The 26,655-nt window shown below is 40.0% G+C and carries 14 protein-coding genes; 11 read left to right on the top strand and 3 right to left on the bottom strand.

Going from position 1 to position 26,655, the window contains the following annotated elements; genetic code table 11:
* The first annotated feature begins 295 nt into the window (after positions 1–295).
* The 9 genes from ACFP56_RS08570 to rarD all read left to right on the top strand — a co-directional run bounded on the left by ACFP56_RS08570 (position 296) and on the right by rarD (position 11,842).
* Positions 296–883 (top strand): Crp/Fnr family transcriptional regulator, encoded by a 588-nt coding sequence (locus tag ACFP56_RS08570; protein WP_379233361.1) that lies wholly within the window; start codon positions 296–298, stop codon positions 881–883.
* A gap of 143 nt (positions 884–1,026) precedes the next feature.
* Positions 1,027–1,554, top strand: a complete 528-nt coding sequence (locus tag ACFP56_RS08565) for a cupin domain-containing protein (protein ID WP_379233359.1) — start codon at positions 1,027–1,029, stop codon at positions 1,552–1,554.
* 236 nt (positions 1,555–1,790) lie between these two features.
* On the top strand, positions 1,791–2,585 hold the full coding sequence (locus tag ACFP56_RS08560; protein WP_379234638.1) for an AraC family transcriptional regulator: 795 nt from the start codon (positions 1,791–1,793) through the stop codon (positions 2,583–2,585).
* Positions 2,586–3,252: 667 nt separating this feature from the next.
* Positions 3,253–4,182, top strand: a complete 930-nt coding sequence (locus ACFP56_RS08555) for an ABC transporter permease (protein ID WP_379233357.1) — start codon at positions 3,253–3,255, stop codon at positions 4,180–4,182.
* Between the two features lie 12 nt (positions 4,183–4,194).
* On the top strand, positions 4,195–5,064 hold the full coding sequence (locus ACFP56_RS08550) for a carbohydrate ABC transporter permease (protein WP_379233355.1): 870 nt from the start codon (positions 4,195–4,197) through the stop codon (positions 5,062–5,064).
* An 80-nt stretch (positions 5,065–5,144) separates the two neighbouring features.
* Complete coding sequence (locus ACFP56_RS08545; protein ID WP_379233353.1) at positions 5,145–6,857, top strand: hypothetical protein; 1,713 nt, start codon at positions 5,145–5,147, stop codon at positions 6,855–6,857.
* Between the two features lie 191 nt (positions 6,858–7,048).
* Positions 7,049–9,670: a tetratricopeptide repeat protein gene (locus tag ACFP56_RS08540; protein ID WP_379233351.1), complete on the top strand. Its 2,622-nt coding sequence runs from the start codon at positions 7,049–7,051 to the stop codon at positions 9,668–9,670.
* Between the two features lie 197 nt (positions 9,671–9,867).
* Positions 9,868–10,671, top strand: a complete 804-nt coding sequence (locus tag ACFP56_RS08535; protein WP_379233349.1) for a sensor domain-containing protein — start codon at positions 9,868–9,870, stop codon at positions 10,669–10,671.
* Positions 10,672–10,951: 280 nt separating this feature from the next.
* Positions 10,952–11,842 carry an EamA family transporter RarD gene (gene rarD / locus ACFP56_RS08530; protein ID WP_379233346.1) on the top strand — a complete coding sequence of 297 codons (891 nt, stop codon included), beginning with the start codon at positions 10,952–10,954 and terminating at the stop codon, positions 11,840–11,842.
* A 137-nt stretch (positions 11,843–11,979) separates the two neighbouring features.
* On the opposite strand, the gene tlp is transcribed toward rarD, so the two are convergent.
* A complete protein-coding gene (gene tlp, locus ACFP56_RS08525) occupies positions 11,980–12,195 on the bottom strand; it encodes a small acid-soluble spore protein Tlp (protein ID WP_379233344.1) in 216 nt (71 codons plus the stop codon).
* A 347-nt stretch (positions 12,196–12,542) separates the two neighbouring features.
* On the opposite strand from tlp, the gene ACFP56_RS08520 reads away from it, so the two are divergent.
* Both ACFP56_RS08520 and ACFP56_RS08515 read left to right on the top strand, forming a co-directional pair.
* Positions 12,543–20,144, top strand: coding sequence for an immunoglobulin-like domain-containing protein (locus ACFP56_RS08520; protein WP_379233342.1), 7,602 nt, complete (start codon positions 12,543–12,545; stop codon positions 20,142–20,144).
* 406 nt (positions 20,145–20,550) lie between these two features.
* Positions 20,551–24,630, top strand: coding sequence for an S-layer homology domain-containing protein (locus ACFP56_RS08515; RefSeq protein WP_379233340.1), 4,080 nt, complete (start codon positions 20,551–20,553; stop codon positions 24,628–24,630).
* A gap of 196 nt (positions 24,631–24,826) precedes the next feature.
* On the opposite strand, the gene ACFP56_RS08510 is transcribed toward ACFP56_RS08515, so the two are convergent.
* Together ACFP56_RS08510 and ACFP56_RS08505 are read right to left on the bottom strand one after the other, a co-directional pair.
* The gene (locus ACFP56_RS08510) at positions 24,827–25,369 is read right to left on the bottom strand and encodes a TetR/AcrR family transcriptional regulator (RefSeq protein WP_379233338.1); all 543 of its coding nucleotides are present in this window, start codon (positions 25,367–25,369) and stop codon (positions 24,827–24,829) included.
* 160 nt (positions 25,370–25,529) lie between these two features.
* Positions 25,530–26,655: hemoblobin-interacting domain-containing protein (locus ACFP56_RS08505; RefSeq protein WP_379233336.1), on the bottom strand; the 1,126-nt coding region annotated here is incomplete at its 5' end.

Raw genomic sequence — 26,655 nt, 5'->3', positions numbered from 1 at the left:
TTTATTAAAATAGACATTTACAACATAGTTTTGAGACAGTGGGAAGTGGTTAGGAAAAAGAATTTTACGACATAAAAACTAAGTTACTAAGAACCATGCTTACAGTATAACGAGAGGATTTGTACCCATGCATTGACTTAAGTCAATAACTTGGCTAAATATAAATAAAAAATTCACTAGAGTACTTTGTGAGCTTGGAATTTGCTATTATACGAAATGAAGAGCAGTACACGTACAAGTTACTTAATCGTAAAATGTGAGGATAAGAAAATTAATAAGAAGGTGAATAGCACTAATGAAAGATATTTTATATAAGTATATGTCAAGTTTAACTAGTCTTAACGAAGAAGAACAACAAGCTATCATTAATGAAATTCACATAGGTGAGTTTAAAAAAGGGACGTCACTCTTTGAACAAGGAGATGTCCCTACAAAGTGCTTTTTCATTCTGAAGGGGTGTGTAAGGCAGTACTCGATTAATGAGGAAGGTAAAGAGGTTACATCAAATTTCTATACTGAAGAGCAAGCTATTGCTTTATTCAATCATTACAAACAAGATAAGTCTTCACCATACACCTACACATGCACTGAAGATTCAGTTATGGTTGTTGGAGAACTTAATACGGAAAAAGACATGTATAACAAATACCCTCAACTGGAATTAATGACTCGCATGATGATTGAGGAGAATTTTAACTACTTAAAAGAGGAGTATGCTGCTTTTATCGCTTCACCGCCTGAAGAACGCTTTAAGGCATTATTAATAAAACGTCCTACTCTAATTAATCGGGTACCTCAGCATCAATTGGCTAGTTATCTCGGGATGACTGCGGAATCACTAAGTAGAATTAAGAAAAGAGTTCAGCAAGAAAATAAAGATTAGTTAAACTTTTATAAAGGTAACACGATAGTTATGAAGTACATTCCTTTTGTAAACTACTGGGCTTTCACCCATTTTACTTACCTGTAACTAGGCAGCTGCATAGGATAAATGGTCAATAAAAAATCGCTAAGAGGAGCATGTGTATGTATCCAAATTCAACTTATATGAATCATTGGCAAAATCCCATGCAATGCTATTGGTATAACGATTGGAATTCCCACTGTTTCAACTGGGACAATCGCAACTATAATCAATATGGAAACATTACATTACAGGATTATGGAACAAGACCATTTGTTGTGAATATAGCCCAGGCATCCAAGCAAAACAACAATTACCGTACTGCTTTATGGACAGGTAAGTATTTTCAAGTAACGTTAATGAGTATTAATGTTGGTGATGACATAGGCTTGGAGGTTCATCCGACAACTGACCAATTCATACGGATTGAAGAAGGTGAGGGACTTGTGCAAATGGGTGATCGTAGAGACAACTTAGATTTTCAAGTGATGGCATACGAGGACTATGCGATTATGGTACCTGCAGGCAAGTGGCACAATATAATCAATACAGGTAATCGCCCTCTTAAAGTTTATGTGATCTACGCGCCGCCTCATCATCCATTTGGCACCGTTCAAGAAACGAAAGCGATCGCTCAAGAAACGTCGTAAGTATACTTGGAGTTTATAGATGTATAACAGGAACATTCCCTTATCTAACCGCCCGTTAGGGCGGTTATTTTCCGTCTGACAAGTACAGATGTGAACGATTGAATCCTAGTTCATATCCCTCATATATTTAAAATTTCCCCATTTTATCCAATATGTTGACATTAACAACAATAAGGATTAATTATAGTAGTAGGGTGTAAATTACAGGTGATAATAGGGGGGAGATCAATTTGTCAGTGGAAATTAACGATTTTCTAGTTCCTGATATCGGCTACTTAATCTATCGAAAATGCACACCAACATGGGAAATTGCTGAAACTGAAATCTCATTTTATGACATTACTTATATTACAGAAGGGAGGGGAATCTATATCATTAATGGCGTACAATACGAGGTAAAGCGCGGTGATCTTCTGTGCATACCATCTGGAAGTATTCGTAAGGCCCACTGCATCGTCGATGACCTTATGAACTTGTACTCTGCTAACTTCAAACTCTATGAAATGAACGGACAAATTGCAGCCGACCTTCCTCTTCCTTTGCTGACGCACATTGGGATTAAAAGCGACCTCGTCGGGCTCTTTCGTGAACTATCCAATGCCTGGGGACGTAAGGAAACCGGGTATCTCATAAAAACTAGAGGTCTGCTGCTTGTCATTATTCACAGATTATTTGAGCTGATTCTCTTAAAAAAAGACCCTACAAGCATTGACTATCGGGTGAAAAAGGCCATCAGCTATATCTCTGAAAACTACGCGAGCAATGTGTCTGTTAAAGAGATTGCCAATCTGGTAGGGCTCAATACCGTATACTTTGGGGCATTATTTAAAAGTGAGACGGGAATGCTGGTCAATCAATACTTGGCGCAAACGAGAATTAACCATGCACAGGACATGCTGCAAAACGGCGAATGCAACGTAAGTGAGGCTGCTGAGCGCTGCGGGTACAGAGATCTGTCACACTTTCGAAAGCAATTTAAAATGATTAAAGGATACTCGCCATCACAATGTCTTAGAATTCAACCAGAGTAGTATGAAAGGACCTTTTAAGAAAAAAATAATCTTTAATTAGCCCTCGTTAACTATATTCAGTCTATTGTCGAAAGGTATGTTCAATGCTAAATTTATATTACAGAAAGCAAGTGTTTTGCCCCCTTTATAAGGTCCGGCACGATAAAAGCAATGTGAAAAAAATATTAAATTACCCTCTTTAGTTTGTAGCTTATGAAAGCGCTTTAATTTATTGGTAAAGCTACTTCACGGGTCACGCGAGCCAGAAATCAACTAGTTCGACCTAACTGTTACGTGTAAAAGTTTGACAGCTGAAGTTGATAAAGTGAATCAGTTGAAGGTTTGGCTAGTCAAGAAATCAACGTTATGACAGCGTTTACAAGAACGGGTGATAACGTGATTGATTTTGGCAGGCAACACCCTTGTACAGTGCAAGCTGTATGCCTTTGAGAGAATGGCGTGAAATCCGGAGCTCACTACTAAAGAGCTGATCCGTAAGTAATGTTGGATCACGTGTGAAACAGATGAACATGGACGCCAATCTATGATGGAGGTGCTGCTTGAATCAACAGGAAATTACGAGATATGGAATTGTTTTTAGGCGAAATCAAGTGAATTCTTTCTTCTATCGAAAATTGGGAATTGACGATGATAAGAGAAGAAAATTTATATGTAAGGCGGTACATGTATGGGAACTACAAATATGAGTAAATCGCTAGTCTATCTGAAACGTTACTGGATCCTGTATGCAATGCTGCTTCTGCCGATGGCATTCTTTATTATATTCCGTTATATACCGATGGGCTACATTCAAATTGCATTCAAAAACTATAGTATTGTACAAAGCCCTTGGCAGATGGAATGGGCAGCCAATCATGGATTCGAATATTTTATTAAGGCATTTTCTAATCGTGACTTTCTTTATGCACTTAGAAACACCCTTCTTCTTAATTTTCTAGACTTACTGATTGGCTTTCCTGCACCTGTTATTTTGGCCATTCTTTTAAATGAACTTGCTTTCAAACGTTTTAAGAAGTTCACCCAAACCGTTGTGTACATGCCACACTTTTTATCATGGGTTATCATTGCTGGTATGGCACTTCAGCTTTTTGCACCGACTAATGGGCTTATCAACATCATGCTAAACAAGATGGGCTTTGCATCCATTCCTTTTCTGAATGAACCTGCGTATTGGGTTGTCACCTATGTTTTACTGGGCATATGGCAAAGCTGTGGTTGGAATACCATCATCTATCTAGCAGCCATCGCGGGAATCAACCCAGAACTGTATGAGGCTTCAGCGGTGGATGGAGCGAGTCGTTTACGGAAAATTTGGCATATTACGCTGCCGGGAATTCGTCCTACGATTATTGTTTTACTGATTTTAAGCCTAGGTCACATTTTAGGTAGTGATTTTGAGAGACCTTACGCGCTCAGAAATACGCTTGTCACAGAAGTTTCTGACGTTATTTCCATATTCGTATACAATAACGGTATTCGTGGATTGCAATTTTCTCTCACCACTGCCGTCGGTTTATTTCAATCCGTCGTAGGTGTCATCTTTTTGTTTACGGCAAATGCTCTGGCAAAAAAATCTGGCGAACGCGGCATTTGGTAGGAGGCTGTTAACATGATTAAATCAAAAGGTACTAGAATCGGAGACTGGATTATCGCTTTTATTTGTGTATTGTGTGTTTTAGTCTGTCTTCTGCCGGTACTGAATATATTGGCACGGTCTTTAAGCTCAGCGGATGCTTTGGTTAGAGGTGAAGTTTTACTTCTGCCTAAAGGACTGAATTTCGATGCTTACATGACTGTTCTAGGAGATTCCAAATACACATGGTCGTTGTTATGGACTGCTATACTAACTTTGATCGTCACAATTTGGTCGATGTTTATGACGGTTATGTGTGCCTACCCTCTTGTATATGACAACCTAAAAGGGAAAAAGCTTATCATGGCAGTCATCATCTTTACGATGTATTTTAGTGCAGGTATAATCCCGAGCTATTTACTTTTGAAAGAGCTGCACTTGCTCAATAATCCGTTGGTACTGATTCTGCCAGGCTCAATTAGTGTATTTTATGTCATCATCATGCGCAGCTTCTTCTTCGGGATTCCTGAGAGTCTAAAAGAATCCGCTGAACTCGATGGAGCAGGACCGCTTAGAGTACTTGTTAGCATCTATCTACCACTTTCTACTCCTGTGCTTGCAACGCTGGCTCTTTTCTATGCGGTAGGTCGATGGAACGGATACTTTGATGCATTGATGTTTATGAACGATAGAACCTACTTTCCTATACAATTGCTGCTTTACAACATACTTAATAGCATCACCAGTGTTGAGGTGGCTACACAGGAAGGCTTTTCAAGTCCGGGCTTGTCTGAAACGATTAAATCCGCGACAGTTATGTTTGCCACTGTACCGATTTTGCTCGTATATCCGTGGCTACAGAGATACTTTATCTCAGGTGTTACCATCGGAGCGGTTAAAGGTTAGTTTTTACGTGATAGAAATTGACTGCGTCAATTTTTATAAATTATTTCAAAGATAGTAAATGAAAAAGAGGGGGAACAAACATGGGATTTCGTAAATCGATGTCCATTCTGGCGATTATTATTGCGTTCGCACTAGTAATTTCAGGATGTACCAACGACAAACCAGCTTCACCTGCTCCAACAGATAGTACAACACCTGCTGTATCTAACAACTCTGAAGGAAGCGGCGATGCTAAATTAGAAGCACTAGGTCTAGATTCTAATTTGAGATTCAAGGAAACTCGTAAGATCACAGTAGAGATTTATGACCGTGGTAATGACGGGGGAACGCCTCCAGAGGATAACTTCTATACACAATATATTAAAGACGGAATGCTTCGTGATCATAACGTAGAAGTTACTTTTGTTCCTGTACCACGTTGGACAGAGGGTGAAGTCATTAACAACCTTCTAGCAGCGAATCAAGCACCTGATGTCAGTATCACTTACTCTTATCCAACAATCCAAACATATGCGAATATGGGCGGTGTTCTTGACTTAGCTCCTTATCTAGAAGATAGCAAAGACCTATTTCCAGACATGTGGGAATATTTAACGGATACCAACATCTATTGGGACCAAGATCCTAACACGGGAACCTTGTGGGCGTTGGAAGCTAAGCTAAATATACTGAACCGTATTAATACGTTTGTGCGCGAGGATTGGTTAAAGCAACTTAATATCCCAGCACCAACAACTCTGCAAGAATTTGAGGATATGCTAGTAGCATTTAAAGACAACGCTTCTACACTACTAGGTGCAGATGCTGATAAAATGATTCCATTTTCAACAAGCTTTGATGTGGGCTGGCGTGCAGATCATTTGACTGGATCATTCGTGCCTGATGATATAACAGATAAAGATGTCTTCATTAATGGCTTTGATGATCGTCGTTTCCTCTTCCCTAATTACAAAGAAGGTATTAGAGTATTGAACAAATGGTATAACGAAGGTCTTATTTGGAAGGATTTCTCACTTTATCCTGCTGGAGATACAACAGAGGATAATCTTATGAAAATGGGTTATGTGGGAGCGTTTATGCACAACTGGGATTATCCATACCGAAACGGTGACGACAGCATTCATGCGAGCCTTCAGCGACTTGTTGGCCCAGATGCAGCTTACATTGCGATTGAATCATTCCCGAACGATGCGGGTGTTTATAAGAAATTCTTATCAGGTCCTGTTGACCGTAAAATATTCTTCCCAGCAACGAACAAAGAACCAATCGCTTCTCTACTTTATGTGAATTGGATTTCTAAGCTTGAAAATCGCGTATTCCTGCAGTTTGGAGAGGAAGGCGTTACTCACGAGAAGTTAGAGGACGGTTCCTTGAAGACAATTGCAGCAACTGGCGAAAAAATTATGAACTCTCCAGCAAACATTGACTACACGATTACAAGTAATGGTCTTGACCTTGGCGATCCTGAATTGACAGTTAAATCAATTGCTAACGGTTATGCTGGTGTTGACTCTAGATTGATTGAAGTAGCACACAAGATTACAACGAATCAAGGACGTATCGGTCAGAACGTCAATGTGGGTGAAATAAAGGCAGAAGATGGTCAAGGTCAAGCATTGAAAGAAAAACGTGATACGATCTTGAACAAAGCTGTTGTAGCACCTGTTGACAAATTTGACGAAGTCTTTGATTCAGGCATGAAGGATTACCTGAACTCAGGCGGTCAAGCAATTATCGACGAGCGTAAAGCGAAATGGGAAGCGCAATTCGGAGATAAAACGATGCTGGATTAGTATCCTTCGAGTTAAAGATTGATAAAGCCAAGAGATTTGCGCATGCGCAAACCTCTTGGCTTTTATAATGGAAAGAATTAGTATGCAGGAGAAACTGTCTGAAAAAATAATCACCACTATATAAACATTGGATTTTCATGATAAAATATGTAAACTATTAGTAGTTACATAACTAACCAGTGGAGGAAAAAATGTCTACAAAAATAGAATTGTCGTCCGAGAGAGCGGAAAAACATTACTTAGAGGGAGTAAGTTACCATACAAAAGGTGAATATGACAACGCAATAGAAAGTAAAGAGCAAGCGATAGAGTTGTCACCCGAGAATGCAGAGTATCATTATTCGTTAGGTGTAAGTTACCATGCAAAAGGGGAATATGACAACGCGATAGAAAATAAGAACCAAGCGATAGAGTTATCGCCAGAAAAAGCAGAGTATCATGACTCAATAAGTAATAGTTACCATGCGAAAGGTGAATATGATGAAGCAATAAAATTCGCAAAGCAAGCAGTAGAGTTGTCGCCCGAGAATGCAAAGTATCATGAATCAATAAGTAATAGTTATCATGCGAAAGGTGAATATGATGAAGCGATAAAATTCGCAAAGCAAGCAGTAGAGTTGTCGCCCAAGAATGCGGAGTACCACAATTCACTTGGTGTAAGTTACCATGAAAAAGGTGAATATGACAAAGCAATAGAAAATAAAAAGCAAGCAGTAGAGTTGTCACCCGAGAATGCGAAGTATCACTATTCACTGGGTGTAAGTTATCATAATAAAGGTGATTATGACAAAGCAATAGAAAGTAAAAAGCAAGCAGTAGAGTTGTCGCCCGAGAATGCAAAGTATCATGAATCAATAAGTAATAGTCACCATGCGAAAGGTGAATATGATGAAGCGATAAAATTTGCAAAGCAAGCAGTAGAGTTATCGCCCAAGGATGCGGAGTATCATTATTCACTGGGTGTAAGTTACCATGCGAAAGGTGAATATGACAAAGCGATAGAAAGTAAAAAACAAGCGATAGAGTTATCTCCCAAGGATTCGAAGTATCACTATTCACTGGGTGTAAGTTATCATAACAAAGGTGAATATGACAACGCGATAGAAAGTAAAAAGCAAGCGATAGCGTTATCGCCCGAGAATGCAAAGTATCATGACTCAATAAGTAGTAGTTACCATGAGAAAGGTGAACATGATGAAGCGATAAAATTCGCAAAGCAAGCGGTAGAGTTGTCGCCCAAGAATACGGAGTATCACTATTCACTTGGTGTAAGTTACCATGAGAAAGGTGAATATGACAAAGCAATAGAAAGTAAAAAGCAAGCAGTACAGTTATCTCCCAAGAGTGCGAAGTATCTTTATTCACTTGCTGTTAGTTACTATGAGAAAGGTGTCTATATAGAGGCCATTAACTTTGCCACAAAAGCAATTGAACTATTCCCTAATAAAGTAAAATATCATTACTTATTAGGAGTGAGCTATTATAGAAAAAAAGACATTGCTAAAGCCATCGAAACCTTGCATCATGCTATTAGACTAGATAGATCAGTAGCAGATTTGTATGAAACACTAGTGTTTATTCATTTTAAAGAATGGCGTTATGAAGATGTGGAGAGACATAAGGAAACAGTGGATATAATTGTAGAAGGAATTAATAAAAATAATTGGAATTCTGAAGAAATATCTAGGATATTAAATATATTCTATAAAAAGGTTAAATTTGAATCATTGGCGAATGTGCTTAGCCGTCTAAAGGAACTTTCAACTGATTCAATATACTATAGGATTCAAAAAGTACTACGATCATTTGAAAAATATCCTGACTTCCACCCTAAAATAGCTAACTTACATTACTTAACAGCTCAAATAATGAATGAATTATCCGTTAAAAGAGATGATGATATAACATTAGCGCACTATACTAAAGCTGCTACAATTCGGCATTTGATCAAGCCAGATAAAGCTGTGAATGCAACTGAGAAGGAAAAAACTCCAAAGATACGTCTTTCTAATGCAACGTATATGAATGATCCTTCTGAAGGTACGAAGCTGTTGGAGTTTTTCAAATCGTTCGGAGGAAACACTCTATTAAAAGAATGCTGTGATAGCTTAATAGGTTCCAATGAGTTTGAATACAAGAGCAGTAATGTATATTTATTTAGTATGACAACTTATATAGACAAGCTACCAATGTGGTCTCAATATGGTGACGATGGGCAAGGATGTTGTTTGGAATTAAAGAAGGAAAACTTTGATTACGTTGACAATGAACTGTACCATAACATCGTTATGAATGATATTGAAATCCCTGATGGGAAAGATAAATTATATAAAGCAAAACGTGACCTTCCAGCTTCATACAGATATATCCCCTATAAAGTTTATTATTTTGATAATAATCCAAATGAAGAAAACGATAAGATAAAGGAAAACCTGAATCAAATACAATCTGTTATTGCCGAGTTAGATGAGCTAATTTCACAAAATGATAACAGCGACTTAAGAGAGCAGATGAAATTGTATATTATAGAGTGCCTAGATCAGATTCGATTTCTGTTCAAGTCCAATGATTATGATCATGAGCAAGAAGCGAGATTACTAGTATATGTACCCCAAACCTCTGAGAAGATAAAATTAGATGAGACTGTAGAGTTGGCTCCGAAATTATATGTAGAGTTGGATAACAATAAGGGAATTGAATATTCATCTATTATATTAGGTCCCAAGTTTAAATGTCCTGAGCTGATTGTTCCGTACATTCAATATTGTAACGGAGATATAAAAATCAAGAAATCACAAGTGAAATATAGATAGTTTTGCGGCACTTGCTCATATTTGATTATAGAGCAAGTGCTTTTTTAACAGCGTTTCGTTTCCACTTTTCGGATTGATCCTAGGCTAAAGGCTGGGTTCGGACTGTTCCTAAGACGGTTATGACAAATAAATCATACCGTTATAATGGATTTATAACGTAGAGCGTGAGCTTATGAATCCAAAGGAAGTGTTAAACAATGATGGCAACTGAAGCAAATGCCAAAACACCGACAGGAAAAGTGAATTGGGTGCTGTTTAATCCAAAAACCTATGCAACAATTCTCTATTTTCTTCTATCTTTACCGCTAGGGATTATTTATTTTACAGTAGCGATAACAGGACTTACTCTATCGATCGGTTTAACTCCGATATTTATCGGAATACCTCTGTTTTTTGGAGTAGCTAAGCTATTAAATGGGATTGTGAATTTCGAACAAAGCATGATACGACAAATATTAGGTTTACCAGCTGCTCCTGCTGCTTCATATACTGGAAATCAACAGTCTCAATCTGGACAGACCTGGTTTATGCGAATGGTGAGAGGCTTTGATGGTGGGCTATTCATTCGAAATCTTCTACTCGTATTACTGCGATTTGTAACCAGCATCGTATTTTTTGTCATTACGGTAACTGTGCTCTCTCTTGCGCTTGCATGTATTGCACTTCCTGCTGTGCACATTATTTTAATGAATGAATTACAGCTTGATATTTTGGAAAATAGCTTTTTCAGTTATTTTCATATCGATTGGACCTATAATCAACAATATCTGCTGTACGTAGGAGTGGGCGCTGTGCTTTACTGGATTGCGCTTCGCGTAGTGAACGGGCTTATGCAAATTCAACGCAGAATCCTGTATGTAGATGAACCTTATCAATCTGCACATCAGACAGTGCCGTACCAAGATCAAATTCAATCTTCGGTTCAGCAGCAATATTATGAACTGCCAGTGGAACAGCCCTCTCAAGAGTTCATACAGCCAACCTATAGAGGAGAGCTTTAGAAGCTCTCTTTTTTTGTTTTAAGTAGGATAAAGAGATAAATAAAAGAGTATCAATTAGAGGACATGGAGAAGGGATTCGCCAACTCTCCAACCGATATCTCCAAAGCCTTCGCAATAATGAACTCCAATTGCAAAGTAGGAGAGTTTAATAAAGCTGTATCAATTATTGTCCATAGATGACAAAGCTTAGACATGCCTTTTTTTTGCATTTTACAATGCTATGTATGCTGTTATATAATCTTCTGATGGTCTTAAGAGAATCAGCTAGAGGAGTTTTTTTATGAAGAAGGGTATTATTTACGGTTTTTTAGCTTACTTATCCTGGGGACTGCTGCCCCTATACTGGCGATTGTTTGATACGATGCCAGCAGGTGAAATATTAGCCCATCGTATTTTGTGGTCTTTCGTTTTCGTTGCCGTGCTTGTTACAGCGGCCAAGCGCTGGAAATCTCTCATAAGCGTCGTTAAAGAACGTAAAAACAGACTGGCCGTTTTACTATGCTCCATTTTTATTAGCTGCAATTGGCTAATATTTATTTGGGCAGTAAATAGTGGCAATGTCATTGAGACAAGCCTAGGTTATTATATGAATCCGTTAATAAGCGTAGTATTTGCTGTTGTGTTCTTGAAGGAAAAGCTTCGAGTGGGGCAATGGGCTGCCATTATTATCGCTGGAATTGGTGTCTTATTAATGGCAATTCAATATGGTCATGTGCCTTGGATTGCTATTGTTCTTGCGGTATCATTTGCATTATATGGTTTAGCCAAAAAGGTTGCCCAATTAGATGTTCTCTTAGGTCTGACCTGGGAAACGATGATCGTCGTTCCAATTGCAATGATCTATATAACGTTCATCCATGCGGATGGCAGTGCGGCAGTCTTTTCTTTATCTGGAGGCTCTATGGTTCTATTGCTGCTATCCGGCGCTTTTACCGCACTTCCCTTATTTTGGTTTGCAAGAGCAGCCGAAAGGCTGCCGCTTTCAATGGTAGGATTCATTCAATATATTGCGCCAACAACAAGCCTGTTGCTCGCTATTTTTGTATTTGACGAGGCCTTCACAGAGGGGCAACTGGTTAGCTTCTCGTTTATTTGGTTTGCATTGATCATCTATACATTCGTATCTTTCAGGAAATCGAAAGCATCAAGCCAGTTAGGTGAGGCTGCTTAACAATTGAACTCATTATAAAAAACGAAAATGGCAGCTCGAAACCTTGAAGAACAAGGTTCGGGCTGCTATTTTTTCAGCAATTAGTGAAAAAAAGGAGAGGGCCGGGCCCTAGGTCATATCCTTATTAAACGAATCAGCTATTGTCCTGCCTCATCCTTTAATTCTTCTTTAAAGCCTTCGATGCTATGTCTTCTGCGTTCATTTTTTTCTTCGATCATATGCTTTTCAGAAGCGGAGATTTCATCTGCAAACTCATTTAAATACTGTTCAGCCTCTTGCATATTAGCTTTCGTGTTTTCAATATTCTGACGGAGATGAATTTCATTATCTGCGCGGTTATCTGGCTTTGCCACAGTTACCCCTCCTTCCATGCAATAGTATCTTGTTAAAATAACCAATCAGACCAGTTGTTATTCTTCAGATTGATTACTTTAAGAAGCCTTGACGGAAAATTGAGCGAAGATTAACAACGTACATGAACATAAAAGCAACGTTCAAATGTTGTTATTGTCATTTGAAAAATCGCTTTTAAATCCAAGTATTAAAATGTGATTAAAGAGCTTTCTTTTTTGAATGTATACCATTATTTTACATATTAATGTTTATTATTTGTTGATAGCAGATAGTTATACTGAACAAGTACTACTAACTAAATGACTAGTATCAGTAGGAAAATCGAGATCAGGGGGGAACAGCATTAATGAGTAGACGATGGTTGAAAAAGTTTGGAGCATCCATGCTTAGCTTTACAATGATTGTGTCGTTAGTATCAGTAGCAATGCCAATCAATGTGAGTGCGGAAACCGAAGCAGTAGAAATTGGAATTGAGGTGCAGAAGGCCTACGATGTAGATGTCGTTTTAGCGGTGGATAATTCAACGCAAAATATAGACACCTTCAAGGAAGATCTGCAACAGGCACTAGAAAACAGAGGTGTTAATGCTAGTAATCTTAACATTCAATCTGTACAAGTAAATGAAACAAATATATTAGAAGGTACATTTAAATTAAACTTAAAATGGGACAAGCCAGCTTCAGGACGTATAGACATGGATTCGCATGTTGAGTTCTGGAACGAGAACGAAAATGTAAATGAGCTTTATTACGATAATGATTCAGTATACGGAAGCACATTAGACTTTGATGACACCGTTGGCGGTATTGGGGAAATCATTGCGTTAAGCTTAAATACAATTCCAGAGGAAATTATTGAGCTTAAAGTATACATTAATCCATACAATGGTCATGCTGACACTACTATGTATCTATATAAAACCGTAAATGGAGTCGAACAAGAAATTATTAGTCACACTGGCTTTGTAGATGCAAAATTTTATTTTGGTAGCTTTAAGCGCAATCAAGATTCTTGGGATTTTCATTTTAACGATGAATCCGTTTTTGCAGGTAAAGAGGTAGAAGTTATCTCTAAGGATTTTATGGAGGTTCTTCGTGAACCAGACTGGAGACCTTCAGCAAGAAAGTATCTAGTTAACTTGAATGATCAGACTGTGCCTGATTTTGAGGATTCTGTTGAATTAGGCGAGATTATGACAAGGATGTACAATGACCAAATCCATTACATTGGCTGGGGTGAGGATACTGATAATGAAGGAACGAATGATCTAACACAAAATCAAGCAGATTCCTTTATTAGCAAAAATAATGGTCTGGGCACCTTTGTTAATCGAACAGGTTCAACTTATCAGCAACAAGTCAATGACATGGCAGATTATATTGCTAGTCAATCACAAAGTGAAGCCAATAATGAATATTTACAGCTCGGTCAAAATTATGATCTGATTGTTTCTCCAGCATCAGAGCTTTCGAATACCAAAGACGAGAGTTGGCCAACCGGCAAATGGAGAATTGATCACGACCCTAGCATATATGAGAATAACTCTGGAGTTGCTCCATATAGCGGACAGTATTTATCCGATTTCAATCCTGCCTTCAATAAGGTTGGAAAGTACGATATTTACTATGCTGATGAACTCGTAAAGACACTATATGTACATAGACAACCAGTTAGTCGCTTTGAGGTTGAGGTGAACAATAGTAACGAGGTTGCATTAACGAATTTATCGTATGACCTAGATAATCAAACCAAAGCAGACAAAGGTATTGAAGAGGTTTTATGGAAATGGAAGCACACGGTTGATGAGCAATGGATAAGTGGGCAGCCTGATAGCTTTGTTCCTAACCAGGATTACATCATCCAGCTTATGGTGAAGGACGATCAAGGCACATGGAGTACAGCTCGTTCACGTTATCAATCGACACAGCCTGGAGCAGGTAAACCAATCTCTGATTTCGAGTTAAGCACGAATGAGCTCATATGGCCATCTAGCTCGATCGAGATTGAAGATACAAGCTATGATCCTCGTAGTGCTTCACTTACCCAGTATGAATGGAAAGTATATAAAGGCAGTAACGAAATCTATAGTGGCAGCACACCAAAGCTGGATTTTTCGAGCGACGGTGTTGGTACGTATAAGATTTCTCTTAGAACGAGAAATGAGCATGGTACTTGGTCAGAGACCTTCAGTCGCTTTTTGAAAATTATGCCTAACAGTGAACCATCCATGACTAGTGTCGCTGATCAAGCAATCACTGAAGGAACAACGAAAGAGATTAGCTTTCAGGTAGATGATGCAGAGACAGGTGCTTATCATGTAACGGTAACGGGCACATCCTCAGATCAAACCATTCTTCCTAATGAACATATAGTAGTAACAGGTAGTGGAAAGGACAGAGTTGTCTCTATTACGCCAGCTCTTGGACAAGCGGGCGAAGTAACGATCACCTTATCAGCTACCGATGGCGATAGGTCGGTCGAACAATCCTTTAAGGTTACGATTATAGAAAAAAATGCTCCTGAAATAAGCAACATTGAAGACCAGAGCATTGATATCGACGATTCTTCAGAGGAAATCAGCTTTACAATTCGTGATGAAGTTGTTGCAGCGAATGTAATAACGGTCACGGCTACCTCTTCTAATCAAGAGCTAATTGCTGATTCAAGTATTGAACTCGGTGGTACCGATGAAGATCGTACCATTCGCTTTACTCCTGTTGCTGGAGCTTCAGGAACTGCTGTTATTACAATAGCAGCAACCGATCCAGGTGGAAAAAAATCTGTCATAACCTTCAACGTTACCGTTAGTGATTTGACACCTCCTACTATCGTAAATATTGAAGTTGTAAATCCAGACGAACGTTATAAGGCAGGAGATAAGATCGTCATAAAGGTTACCTTTGACGAGGATGTTACGGTTAATGGATTGCCTGAGCTAGCACTAGACTTTGGAACTGAGCCAATTCGTAAAGCACAATATACAGGTGCCGACACTGCAAATGAACTGATATTTGAATATACAATTCAAGAGGGTGACGATACAGAGGAAATTCGTATTTCCGCTGAGCAGCCGTTACAGCTAGCTGGCGGAACGATTCAGGACGGCAATGAAAATAATGCGAATTTGAATCTGACAGAGGATTTTGTGTGGGACACGCTAATTGTAGATACGACACCGCCAGACAGACCAAGCATTGAAGCGCAATCTGTAAAGCCTGGTACCAGCATCGAAATTACCTCTGGTGCGCCTTCTGAAAAAGAAACAGCTTGGTTAGCGCCGATTGGTACGACTAGCTTCGAGGAAGGCCCAACTACGACCAAATTAGTTGGTGATGGAACGAAAGAGACTATTCAAGCACCTCAAGCAGAAGGAACCTACTACTTGTATGTTATCGATGCTAATGGAAATGTATCAACTGCTTCTGAGCATGCAGTGACTGTAGATCATACACCTCCAGCTGTCGCTATTCTTACATTGCCTATCGCGAATGACAATGCGATTAATAAGCAGGAGGCGGAGGATGTAATTATCTCCGGTAAAGCAGAAGCAAATGCAAAGGTCGAGGTAACGTTCATCGATCAAAATTTGGTTGAGATCGTTGTATCAACGTTTGCTGATGAACATGGAAACTGGAGTATTGATCCTGCTGACATTACTTCACTAGCCGATGGTACTGTAACCGTTAGCGTGAAAGTCATTGATGCCGCTGGCAATGAGAGCTTGGAAACTACGCATTCCATTCATAAAGATACAATCTCTCCGATCATGCAGGATGATGTGCTGGCCAATAATCGATATGTCAAAGGCGGCATAACCATTTTACTCGATGCAAGTGCAGAAGCTGGCTACAGAGTATTTATTGCACCTCCTGGAGCTACACTACAGGATTTGGAGGCAAATGGCGAAACTGTAACGAGTGTTGGGGGAATTTACTCTGAAATTAATGCACCATCTGCTGATGGAATCTACCAGCTCTATATCGTTGATAACGCGGGAAATGTATCTGAGCCGAGTAATGCTACAATAACTGTCGATAATATTGCACCAACGATTGCTTCATTAGATCCTAATACAACAGATTGGGTAAATGGTTTAGTTATCGTTGCGATTCATGCTTCTGACGAAAACGGAAGTGGAATTGCTGAAGTGAAATATGCATATGGCCTGCAAACTGCTAATTACTTTATTGCTAATGGAATTCAAGCCAATGATTATGTATTTGAAGTTGGTTTGAATGGCATTTATACAGTTTATGTTCGTGATATGGCAGGCAACGAGCGAGTTATGATCATTCCTATCACTAATATTGATACAGAAAAACCATCTGCTCCAACGATTAATGTTCAACCAGAACGAGATTTCTATAATAATGAGTATGCAGTAACGATTACACCTGGTCAGGATTTATTATCAGGAGCAGATTATACAGAATATCGTTTGACAGGAGCGGTAGAGCAGGATTGGACGCAATATGAGCAGCCAATTATATTTACGGAAGATGGCATTTATACGATTGAAACAAGAACGTATGATTATGTAGGAAATGTTAGCGACACGACTACGCGTACCATTGCAATTAATCGAGAAATTGCAGTATTTCCAAGTGTAAGTACTTCACCAGACGTTGCATTTAGCAATGAGGATGTCACCGTTAAGATCACAAAAACATTTGACGAATCTGGCGAGGTTGAAGCTGAACATTCAACTGTATACTACAAGCTTCCTTCTATGCATGAATATGTTGAATATACAGGACCATTTGTCATTGAGGAAGAAGGAGAAACGATGATTCATATTATGATCATCGATAGATCCAGTAACGAAGTAACGATCACCAAAGTAGTAAGTATTGATAAAACAGCACCTATCAATCAAAATCAAATTCTTGAAGAAGATGTTACTGTACAAGGGAACACATTACTGGATATTCAGCCTTCAGATGACTATGAGGATACCATTTGGTTGGCACCTGAAGGTACGGTGACATTCAATGAGAGTGAAACGATGACAAAGGCATCGGGTGATGCAACTAAGATTGTTACTCCTAAATTAGATGGAGAATACAAATTCTATGTTGTAGACAAGGCAGGAAATGTGTCATCGGCTAGTGATCAGACGGTAGTCGTTGATAATGTACCTCCAACAGTAACAGAAATTGAAGACGGCAAGACGTATAAGGAATATCCGACAATAAGCTTCGAAGAAGGACACGCGACATTAAACGGTAAGCCATTTGTAACGGGTACTAAAGTGGAGGCTAACGGAGAATATACTCTCATTGTCACTGATGCTGCGGGTAACAGTACAGTTATTAGATTTAAAGTAGATAATGACAAGGAATCAGTAGACAAGGATACTGCAGCATTACATCCAAACTATATTCCGGGCGATCATTCTGAATGGGTATCGGGTGACATATCACTTATTAAAGAAGGATTTTATGGAAGTGAAGTGAAGTGGAGCAGCAGTAACGGAGATATTTTATCAGCAGATGGAAAAGTAATACCTCCTACGGTCGATACTGAAGTGACGTTAACAGCAACGATTACTAAGGGTGACTATACATTGGAGAAGACATTCACTGTCATTGTGATTGCAGATCCGGTTAAGCCTGTTATTGTATTGAATGGCAGCAGCAATGTAGTTGTGGAACAAGGCCAAATCTATGTAGAGCAAGGGGCTCAAGCGACAGATAACATCGATGGTAATATTACAGATAAAGTTGTAATGAGTGGCTTTATCGATACCCAAACAATTGGTGTATATACGTTAGTCTACACAGTCACAGATCAAGCAGGTAACATGGCACAAGTTGAACGTACCGTTACGGTAGTCAAAGCGACAACACCAGCTAGCACCATTATTCAAGTTGATGGGGACCAAGAGTCTACTGAACAAAAAATTAAAGATGCATTAAAAGAAGCAGAACGGAAAAAAACGGGTAAGATCGTACTAGTAGTGAATAAAGATCCTGATTCCGGTGCTCCAATTCAAGTCAGCATTGGAAGAGAGCAGTTGAAATCTGCTTACGATCAGCATACAAAAATTGAGCTTCATACTGACACTGCTTCAATGCTTATACCGATTCATGAACTTGATCTAACTGAACTCACTGGAAATTCTAGATTAGAATTAGTGATTGAGCAGGTCGATATGCAGCTAGCAGAAAACCAAGCATTAGTAACTGCTATTCAAAATAATCTTGCGATTTATGATAACAAGATTTTCGACTTTAAGATGAGAGTGATTGAAGAAGATGCTCAAGGCAATGTGATCTTATCAAAGGATATTGAAAATTTCCAAACGACAGAAGATATCGTATTGAATATTTTCGTTGGCACTAACATTAATGAGCAGCTGCGCTTTATGACATTCTACTTCAACGAAACAACAAAAGAGTGGGAGTATATTAGGAGCAGCTATGATAAACAATCGGGCAACATGACCTTATTAACGAATCATCTAAGCATCTATTCTATAATGGAAACTAGTAAGGCACAAAAGCAGGCAGAGTTGACTAATATTTTGAACAAAGAAAATATTACCGTCAAAGAAGCGCGCAGCATACTAGAAGATCCAGATATGGACTTTGATGAAGAGGCAATGAATCAATATGACAAATTTACGAATGTTCACAAGGACGCTGTAGCTCAAGATATTATAACTAAAAAGCCAACTGGTGGTTATGACTATCCTTCACTTCGCGATCAGGTAACAATCAGCGTAAACAGCAAGCACGAGACTATTATTACGGATATTGAGAAGCCAGTTATTCAGCTTACCGGACCTAGTGTTGTCTATGTGCAAACTGGCAAAGTGTATGTTGAGCAAGGTGTTACGGCTACTGATAATGTAGATGGTGATATTACAGGACGAGTGATTATGATAGGTTCAGTAGATACGACAAAGAATGGAACTTACATTTTGCGTTATATCATTACGGATCTAAATGGCAACCAGTCTGAAATTACCAGAACAGTAATTGTACAAAATGCTAGCTATAATGGCGAAGTGATAGAAGCTCCAGAGCAAGAACACGAGCAAGAGCAAGAGCCAACATTGCCAGTTGTTATCATCGATCATAAAAATAAGGGTTATGTTATTAAAGAAAACAAAAACAACACAATTGTATCTTTAAAGGAACCACAAATGCATCTTGTTGGCAAGGTGTACAATGTAGAAGCAGTCTCAGATAAGACTACAGGAAAAATCGAAGTACAATTCAGCTATGACCCGAATGAGGTTACTAACCTTAATCAACTTGTTGTCTACAAGTACAATGAGGCTGAAAAACGTTGGGTAGCGGTTGGAGGCATTATTGATGCTCGGAATCATACAGTTACAATCACTTTGGACTCACCAGCAACGCTTGCACTAATGGAAAACAAGAAAGGATTCAAAGATCTTGATGGACATTGGGCTAAGGATATAGTTGAATTCCTGGCAGCCAGACAAATTATTACAGGCGATAGCGCTGGAAACTTTAATCCGAACATTGGTATTACAAGAGCTGAGTTTTCTACATTAATCGTAAGAATGCTTAATCTTCCAATGAATGAGTCACAAAGTCAATTTACAGATGTAACGGATAAATGGTATGAGTCTTATATTACTACTGCGCAAGAGCAAGGTATTGTAAAAGGGGTAAGTGAGACAAGCTTTGAACCTGAGCGTGTAGTTTCTAGACAAGAGATGGCAGCTATTATTGTTAGAACCCTTAAGAAGTACAAGGACGTAACGTTTACTGAAGAAGATCTGAAGCAAATTTCTGAGTTTGCAGATACAGAAAGTATTAGCCGATGGGCTTATGAAGACGTATATACTGCGAGAAAGTTAGAGCTGATGATCGGTAGAAATGGTAACAAATTCGCTCCTCAAAATCCTACATTGAGAGGGGAAGCAGCTTCAGTAATCTACAATCTATTAAAGGAGCTTGAACTTATTTAATTGATAATTGCTAGAAGGTTTTCTATCTGTCCGTATGGATTGATAGCAAACCTTCTTTTTTGACTTAATCCATATTTTGGTATTTTTTATCTAGAACATATTCTAGAATAAACAACACAAAAGCTAATTATCTATAATTGTTTATTATTTGTTGAGTGTAGATTTCTAAACTGTATAGATATTAATAAAAACTACTTGATATTAGTAGAATTGAAGTTAGGAGGGAGTAAAAATAATGTGTAGAGTCCATGCTAATTTATACGCCATATAAATATTGAAGTAGATGCTAGATCTCTTTATATCAATTTCCTGAGGTTTCGTGTTTGTAATGCTATACATAAAGTAGATTTTGTTTCGTTTAAATTTAAAGTTCGAGTTCAAAATATGCCGAGAAGGAGACTAAACTATGACTCGAAATAGAGTCTTAAGAGGATTTTTTGTAGGATTTCTCGTTTTAACCATGCTTTTACCTCAAATTGTTGTTGGCGGACAAAAGGCACTGGCTGCTTCACCTACCTTGGCGGATACCAGCAACAATAAGTATCACGACCTATCTGTACAAGCATATCCGCCTTATGGGAATATGCGATTAAACGATGTAGTTGGGGATAGAGAAAATATTGCTCCAGAAGTGATCGGGGATGAGCGATATGTCTTTGATTATTGGGAGACTGATAATAATGGCGGCATGTCCAACGAAGCTTACATTGATTTTTTTCAATTAGGTGCCGACTTAGGAATGTATAAATTAGACTATTACTTCAAAAAGCAGGTCTGGAACGGCAGCGACTGGATAGATACAGACGAGGTTGATATAAAATCAACACAATTTTTGGTGTCAGACTGGCCGACTTTAGCACCTGTTGCAGAAGTTACAGCTGCGGTAGAGCCTTCATCTACAATAAACAGCGGCTCATCTTTCACGTTAGTTGCTGAAGGAGTGCGACAATTCGCAGAAGGAATATCACATCTTGATCAGAAGATTATTCCGGATAAATGGATATCGACTGAAAATGGTAATCCTGAGGGTACTTTCATTGTAGATAGCGATGGCAAATACACTTCTACATATACACCTGCAAGCAGCGGAACTTTTACTGTTACCGTTATATTTAAGGATTTGGAGTACAATGGATATTCAAAAGAATGGCAGCCAGGTTCGATGAATCGTAATATATCCAAGTCACTGAGTGTGACGGTTCAATCTTACGATGCCGATATGTTAAAAAATAAGCTTACTTTGAGCGCAACAACTATTTATACAGGTGAGACGCTCACTCTGACAGCCGAAGGAGACAGTCCTCCGGGAGGTACGTACCATCACGGGGACACACGCTATATACCAACGACTTGGTCGTCTACTGAAGCCGGTAAAACTGGTTCCTTCATACTTGGGGCAGATGGCAGTTATACCGCAGAGTATATTCCCGGAAATCTAGGATTCTATGAAATAAATGCTAAATTCATGCGGCAAATGTGGTATGGGGATAGTTGGAGCGATCAATATGAGGTTTCCTTGCCATTACCTTTACCAACTTTGATAGTAACTAGAATTCCACCAAAAATCGCAGATCCTGACAAAAACAGCTTGACAGCCAGTCCAAGCGAGATATCGCTAGGAGGTTCAGTGACGCTCACGGCAAAAGGCGACCGTCAGGAGGAAACCACCGGGAACAACAATGATGAACGGTATGTACCGATTAGCTGGACATCTGTTGAGAGTGGGAAGTCGGGAACATTCACTAAGGATAGTAACGGGAATTACACGTCTATCTATACGCCTTCAGCGGAAGACAGTTATCTTGTAACAGCAACTTATCAAAAGCATATGTTTTATGATGGCGTATGGTACGATAACGGAAAGGATACGAAGACGACGACGGTGACGGTGACGGCTCCAACAGAACCGACAAATCCAACGGATCCAACTGGACCTACAGATCCAACCGATCCAACGAATCCGACTGATCCAACGGATCCGACTGGACCGACAAATCCAACAGATCCGACTGATCCGACTGATCCGACTGATCCGACTGATCCGACGAATCCAACGGATCCGACGAATCCAACGGATCCAACAGATCCGACGAATCCAACGGATCCAACTGGACCGACAAATCCAACAGATCCGACTGATCCGACGAATCCAACGGATCCGACTGGACCAACCGATCCAACCGATCCAACTGGACCGACGGAAGCGGATGCAGACAACAACAAGGTCAGCGCAAAACCAAGCAGCGTGACGTCAGGTTCAACGGTTACGTTGACTGCTGAAGGGGACCGACAGGGAGAGGACGGAGCCTTTGACGGAGACGAGCGTTATGTGCCAGTAAGCTGGAGCTCGACAGAGAGCGGCAAAACGGGAGAGTTTGCCAAGGACAATAATGGTAACTATACAGCAGTGTACAAGCCTTCTGCTGTCGGTAGCTACACTGTAACGACAACGTTCCAAAAGCAACGTTGGAACGGTACGGTGTGGATCGATGTTAATGGAGCGAAGGATACGAAGACGACAACGGTGACGGTAACAGCTACATCGAATCCGACAGATCCAACGAACCCAACCGATCCGACAAATCCAACAGAACCGACGGACCCAACAGATCCGACTGATCCGACTGATCCGACAGATCCGACGGATCCAACTGATCCAACGAATCCAACGAATCCGACAGATCCAACGAACCCAACCGATCCGACGAATCCAACGAATCCGACTGATCCAACGGATCCAACTGGACCGACAAATCCAACAGATCCGACTGATCCGACGGATCCAACAGACCCAACAGATCCGACAGATCCAACTGGCCCGACAGAAGCGGATGCAGACAACAACAAGGTCAGCGCAAAACCAAGCAGCGTGACGTCAGGTTCAACGGTTACGTTGACTGCTGAAGGGGACCGACAGGGAGAGGACGGAGCCTTTGACGGAAACGAGCGTTATGTGCCAGTAAGCTGGAGTTCGACAGAGAGCGGCAAAACGGGAGAGTTTGCCAAGGACAATAATGGTAACTATACAGCAGTGTACAAGCCTTCTGCTGTCGGTAGCTACACCGTAACGACAACGTTCCAAAAGCAACGTTGGAACGGTACGTCGTGGATCGATGTTAATGGAGCGAAGGATACGAAGACGATTGTTGTAACCGTTAGAAAAGGAACATCAGAACCGACTCCACTGCCTTCAACTGAGCAACCTTCAGAATCTACAGATTCAAGCGAATCTGATACTGGCGTCATTGTTTTGGTTAACGGGAAAGTCGAAATTGCGGGTACAGCAAAAAAGACTATAATTAATGGTCAATCAGCGACAATCATTATCGTGGATCAGAAAAAAATCGAGGACAAGCTTGCAATTGAAGGCATTGGTGCGGTGGTAACCGTTCCTGTTAATACAGCTTCCGATGTGGTTGCAGCTCAGCTTAATGGTCAGCTGGTCCAAGAAATGGAAAATAAACTAGCTACTCTGGTTGTAAAAACCGATCGTGCAATCTACACTGTACCTTCAATGCAGATTAGCACGAATGAGATATTGAGCCAAATCGGACAAAACGTTTCGCTGCAGGATATTAAGGTAGAGCTTCAGTTTGGCGAAACACCGACTGATATGGTGAAGGTCGTCGAGCAAGCGGCAACGAATAGAAGCTTTACGCCAGTATTGCCTGCCATGGATTTTATAGTCAAGTGGACCTATGGTAATTTGTCAGTAGAAATACCAACCTTCAGCGTATACGTTGAACGTGCTATTGCAATTCCAGACGGTGTCGATCCTAACAGGATTACAACGGGCGTCGTCGTTGATCCGGATGGTACTTCTCGTCATGTACCTACCAAGATATCGATCATTGATGGCAGGTATTACGCTGTTATTAACAGCTTAACCAACAGCACGTACTCGGTCGTGTGGCATCCGCTAGAATTCAGTGATGTTGAGAACCACTGGTCGAAGGATTCAGCGAATGATATGGGATCTCGCATGGTTATAGAAGGTACCGGCAATGGCAAATTCAGTCCTAATCGAGACATTACTCGCGCTGAATTTGTAGCGATTATCGTTCGTGGGCTGGGGTTGAAGCCGAGCAAAGAGGAGGCTCCTTTCTCGGATGTAAACGGAACAGATTGGTATAATAGCGCGATTAGTACAGCATTTGAATACCAACTAATCGATGGAATTGGTAACGGTACATTCCGTCCAAACGATAAGATTACGCGAGAGCAGGCAATGGTTATCGTTGCCAAGGCGATGAAGATTACTGGCCTGAACGCCAAGCTTGCAGCGCAAAATGATGAATCGTTGCTTCGCCCCTTTGTTGATGCAACAGCGTCGTCTGATTGGGCAAAAAATAGTATTTTAGACAACATACAGGCAGGCATCATCATGGGAAGAAGTGCTACGAAGCTTGCGCCTAAAGCCTACATTACTAGAGCTGAAGCTTCCGCGGTTATCCAGCGTCTGCTTCAGAAATCCGATCTGATTTAATTATAAGACTCTAAAGTGAATTGAATTTTTTGTTGAGATTGGTGCTGCACCCCAAAAGTTAGCAAAAACTAACTTTTGGGGTGTTTTTATTTTACAAGGTCCAGCCTATAATGCTGGTTGTTAATTAGCGAGCGCAAGTGAGAATAAAAGAGACGCAAGGAAATGTATTTCCTTTACGTCTTCTACATCTAATCATTTAGTTATCTTCTCTTATTAATCCATACAAAAAGAGTCTAGTTATGTCTTGAGAAAGCTCCTCTGGCGTCTTTAAGCCTGCCCATAGCTTCGTTAATGTAAGGTGTTCAATGACACCGACAATTGCTGAGGCAATAATGCTAAGATCAACGTTAGAATGGAAATAGCCCTCTTCTACTTCCGCAGTAAGGTTTTCTTCAATTTGCTTGGCCATTTGTTTTTTTATTTCAATAGCATCCTCTGAGAGAAAAAAACCGATTCGGGCGATCTGTTCATTTTCTTGAAACAGCTGAAAAATCAAGGCAATATTATTTGAAATTCGTTGCAGTAGCCCTGCTGCCTCAATACCAGAAGAGAGTCTGCTTTGCTCAACCCGCATGTCCAGCTTAGCTTTAAACAAATCAATCAATTCTTGAAAAATTGCTTCCTTGCTTTTGAAATATAGATAAAATGTTGGCTGTGTCACGTTGGCTTCCTTAACGATCATACTGATTTTCGTATCATGGAATCCATATAGAGCAAATTGCTTTGCTGCGATCTTCAAGAGCAACTCTCTGCTTTTTTCTCCATCCGCTCCGATTTTTCGACCTCTTTTTTTCAGTTAGAACAACTCCAAACTCTATTTGTATTCATCTGTAGAAGTTAATTTGAATGTACACAAGAATTAAAAACATTTCTATCATAACAATGATGCTTTATTTTAATCAAGGTGCAATCATAATCACAGCAGTAGTATCTTCATACCCTTCAGCTTTAATAAGAAATTGATGCGTTCCTGAACTTAGTGAAGCCTCTGTAAAATCAATTTCTATGATTCCTTCGGTAGTTGTATTAACCCTTGAGCTGTGAACAGGCCACGAATTGCCATTTAGAAAAACCCCTGTAATTTTACCTCTCCACGCAGCATCATCGTCAAATGTAATCCGTACAGTGTCAACATTCGGCGCTGTCCCCGTTAAAGTCGGAGCTGCTAACGGTGGGTCTATCTCAATCGTAACGACAGCATCCGCATATCCATTAGCTTTAATAAGAAATTGGTGCATTCCTGGTCTTAGAGAAGCGCCAGAAAGATTAATTTCGATGATACCAGCATTAGATTTATTTATCCTAGAGATGTGGATGGAAGCCGAGTTACCATTTAGATGAACCCCTGTGATTTTACCTCTCCACGCAGCATCATCGGTAAATGTAATCCGTACAGTGTCAACATTCGTAGCTGTTCCTGATAAAGTCGGAGCTGCTAACGGTGGGTCTATCTCAATCGTAACGACAGCATCCGCATATCCATTAGCTTTAATAAGAAATTGGTGCATTCCTGGTCTTAGAGAAGCGCCAGAAAGATTAATTTCAATGATTCCAGCGGAAGTGCTGTTCACCCTAGAGCTGTGAATGGGAGAGGAGTTACCATTTTGATAGATACCGGTAATTTTGTCTCTCCACGCAGCATCTTCGGTAAATATAATCCGTACGGTGTCAACATTCGGAGCTGTTCCCGTCAAAGTCGGAGCAACTAACGGTGGGTCAACCACAATCTTGACGACAACGTCTGCATACCCTGCAGCTTTAATTAAAAGTTGATGCGTTCCTGGTATTAGAGAAGCGTCAGTAAAATTAATTTCAATGATACCCGCGTTAGATTTATTCACCCTAGAGCTGTGGATGGAAACCGAGTTGCCATTTAGAAAAACCCCTGTGATTTTGTCTCTCCACGCTGCATTATCGTCAAAGGTAATCCGCACGGTGTCGACATTGGGAGCTGTTCCCGTCAAAGTCGGAGCAACTAACGGTGGGTCAACCACAATCTTGACGACAACGTCTGCATACCCTGCA

The sequence above is a fragment of the Paenibacillus septentrionalis genome (genome assembly GCF_042659865.1).
Taxonomy (GTDB): domain Bacteria; phylum Bacillota; class Bacilli; order Paenibacillales; family Paenibacillaceae; genus Pristimantibacillus; species Pristimantibacillus septentrionalis.
This window is presented reverse-complemented; position numbering and strand designations above follow the sequence as displayed.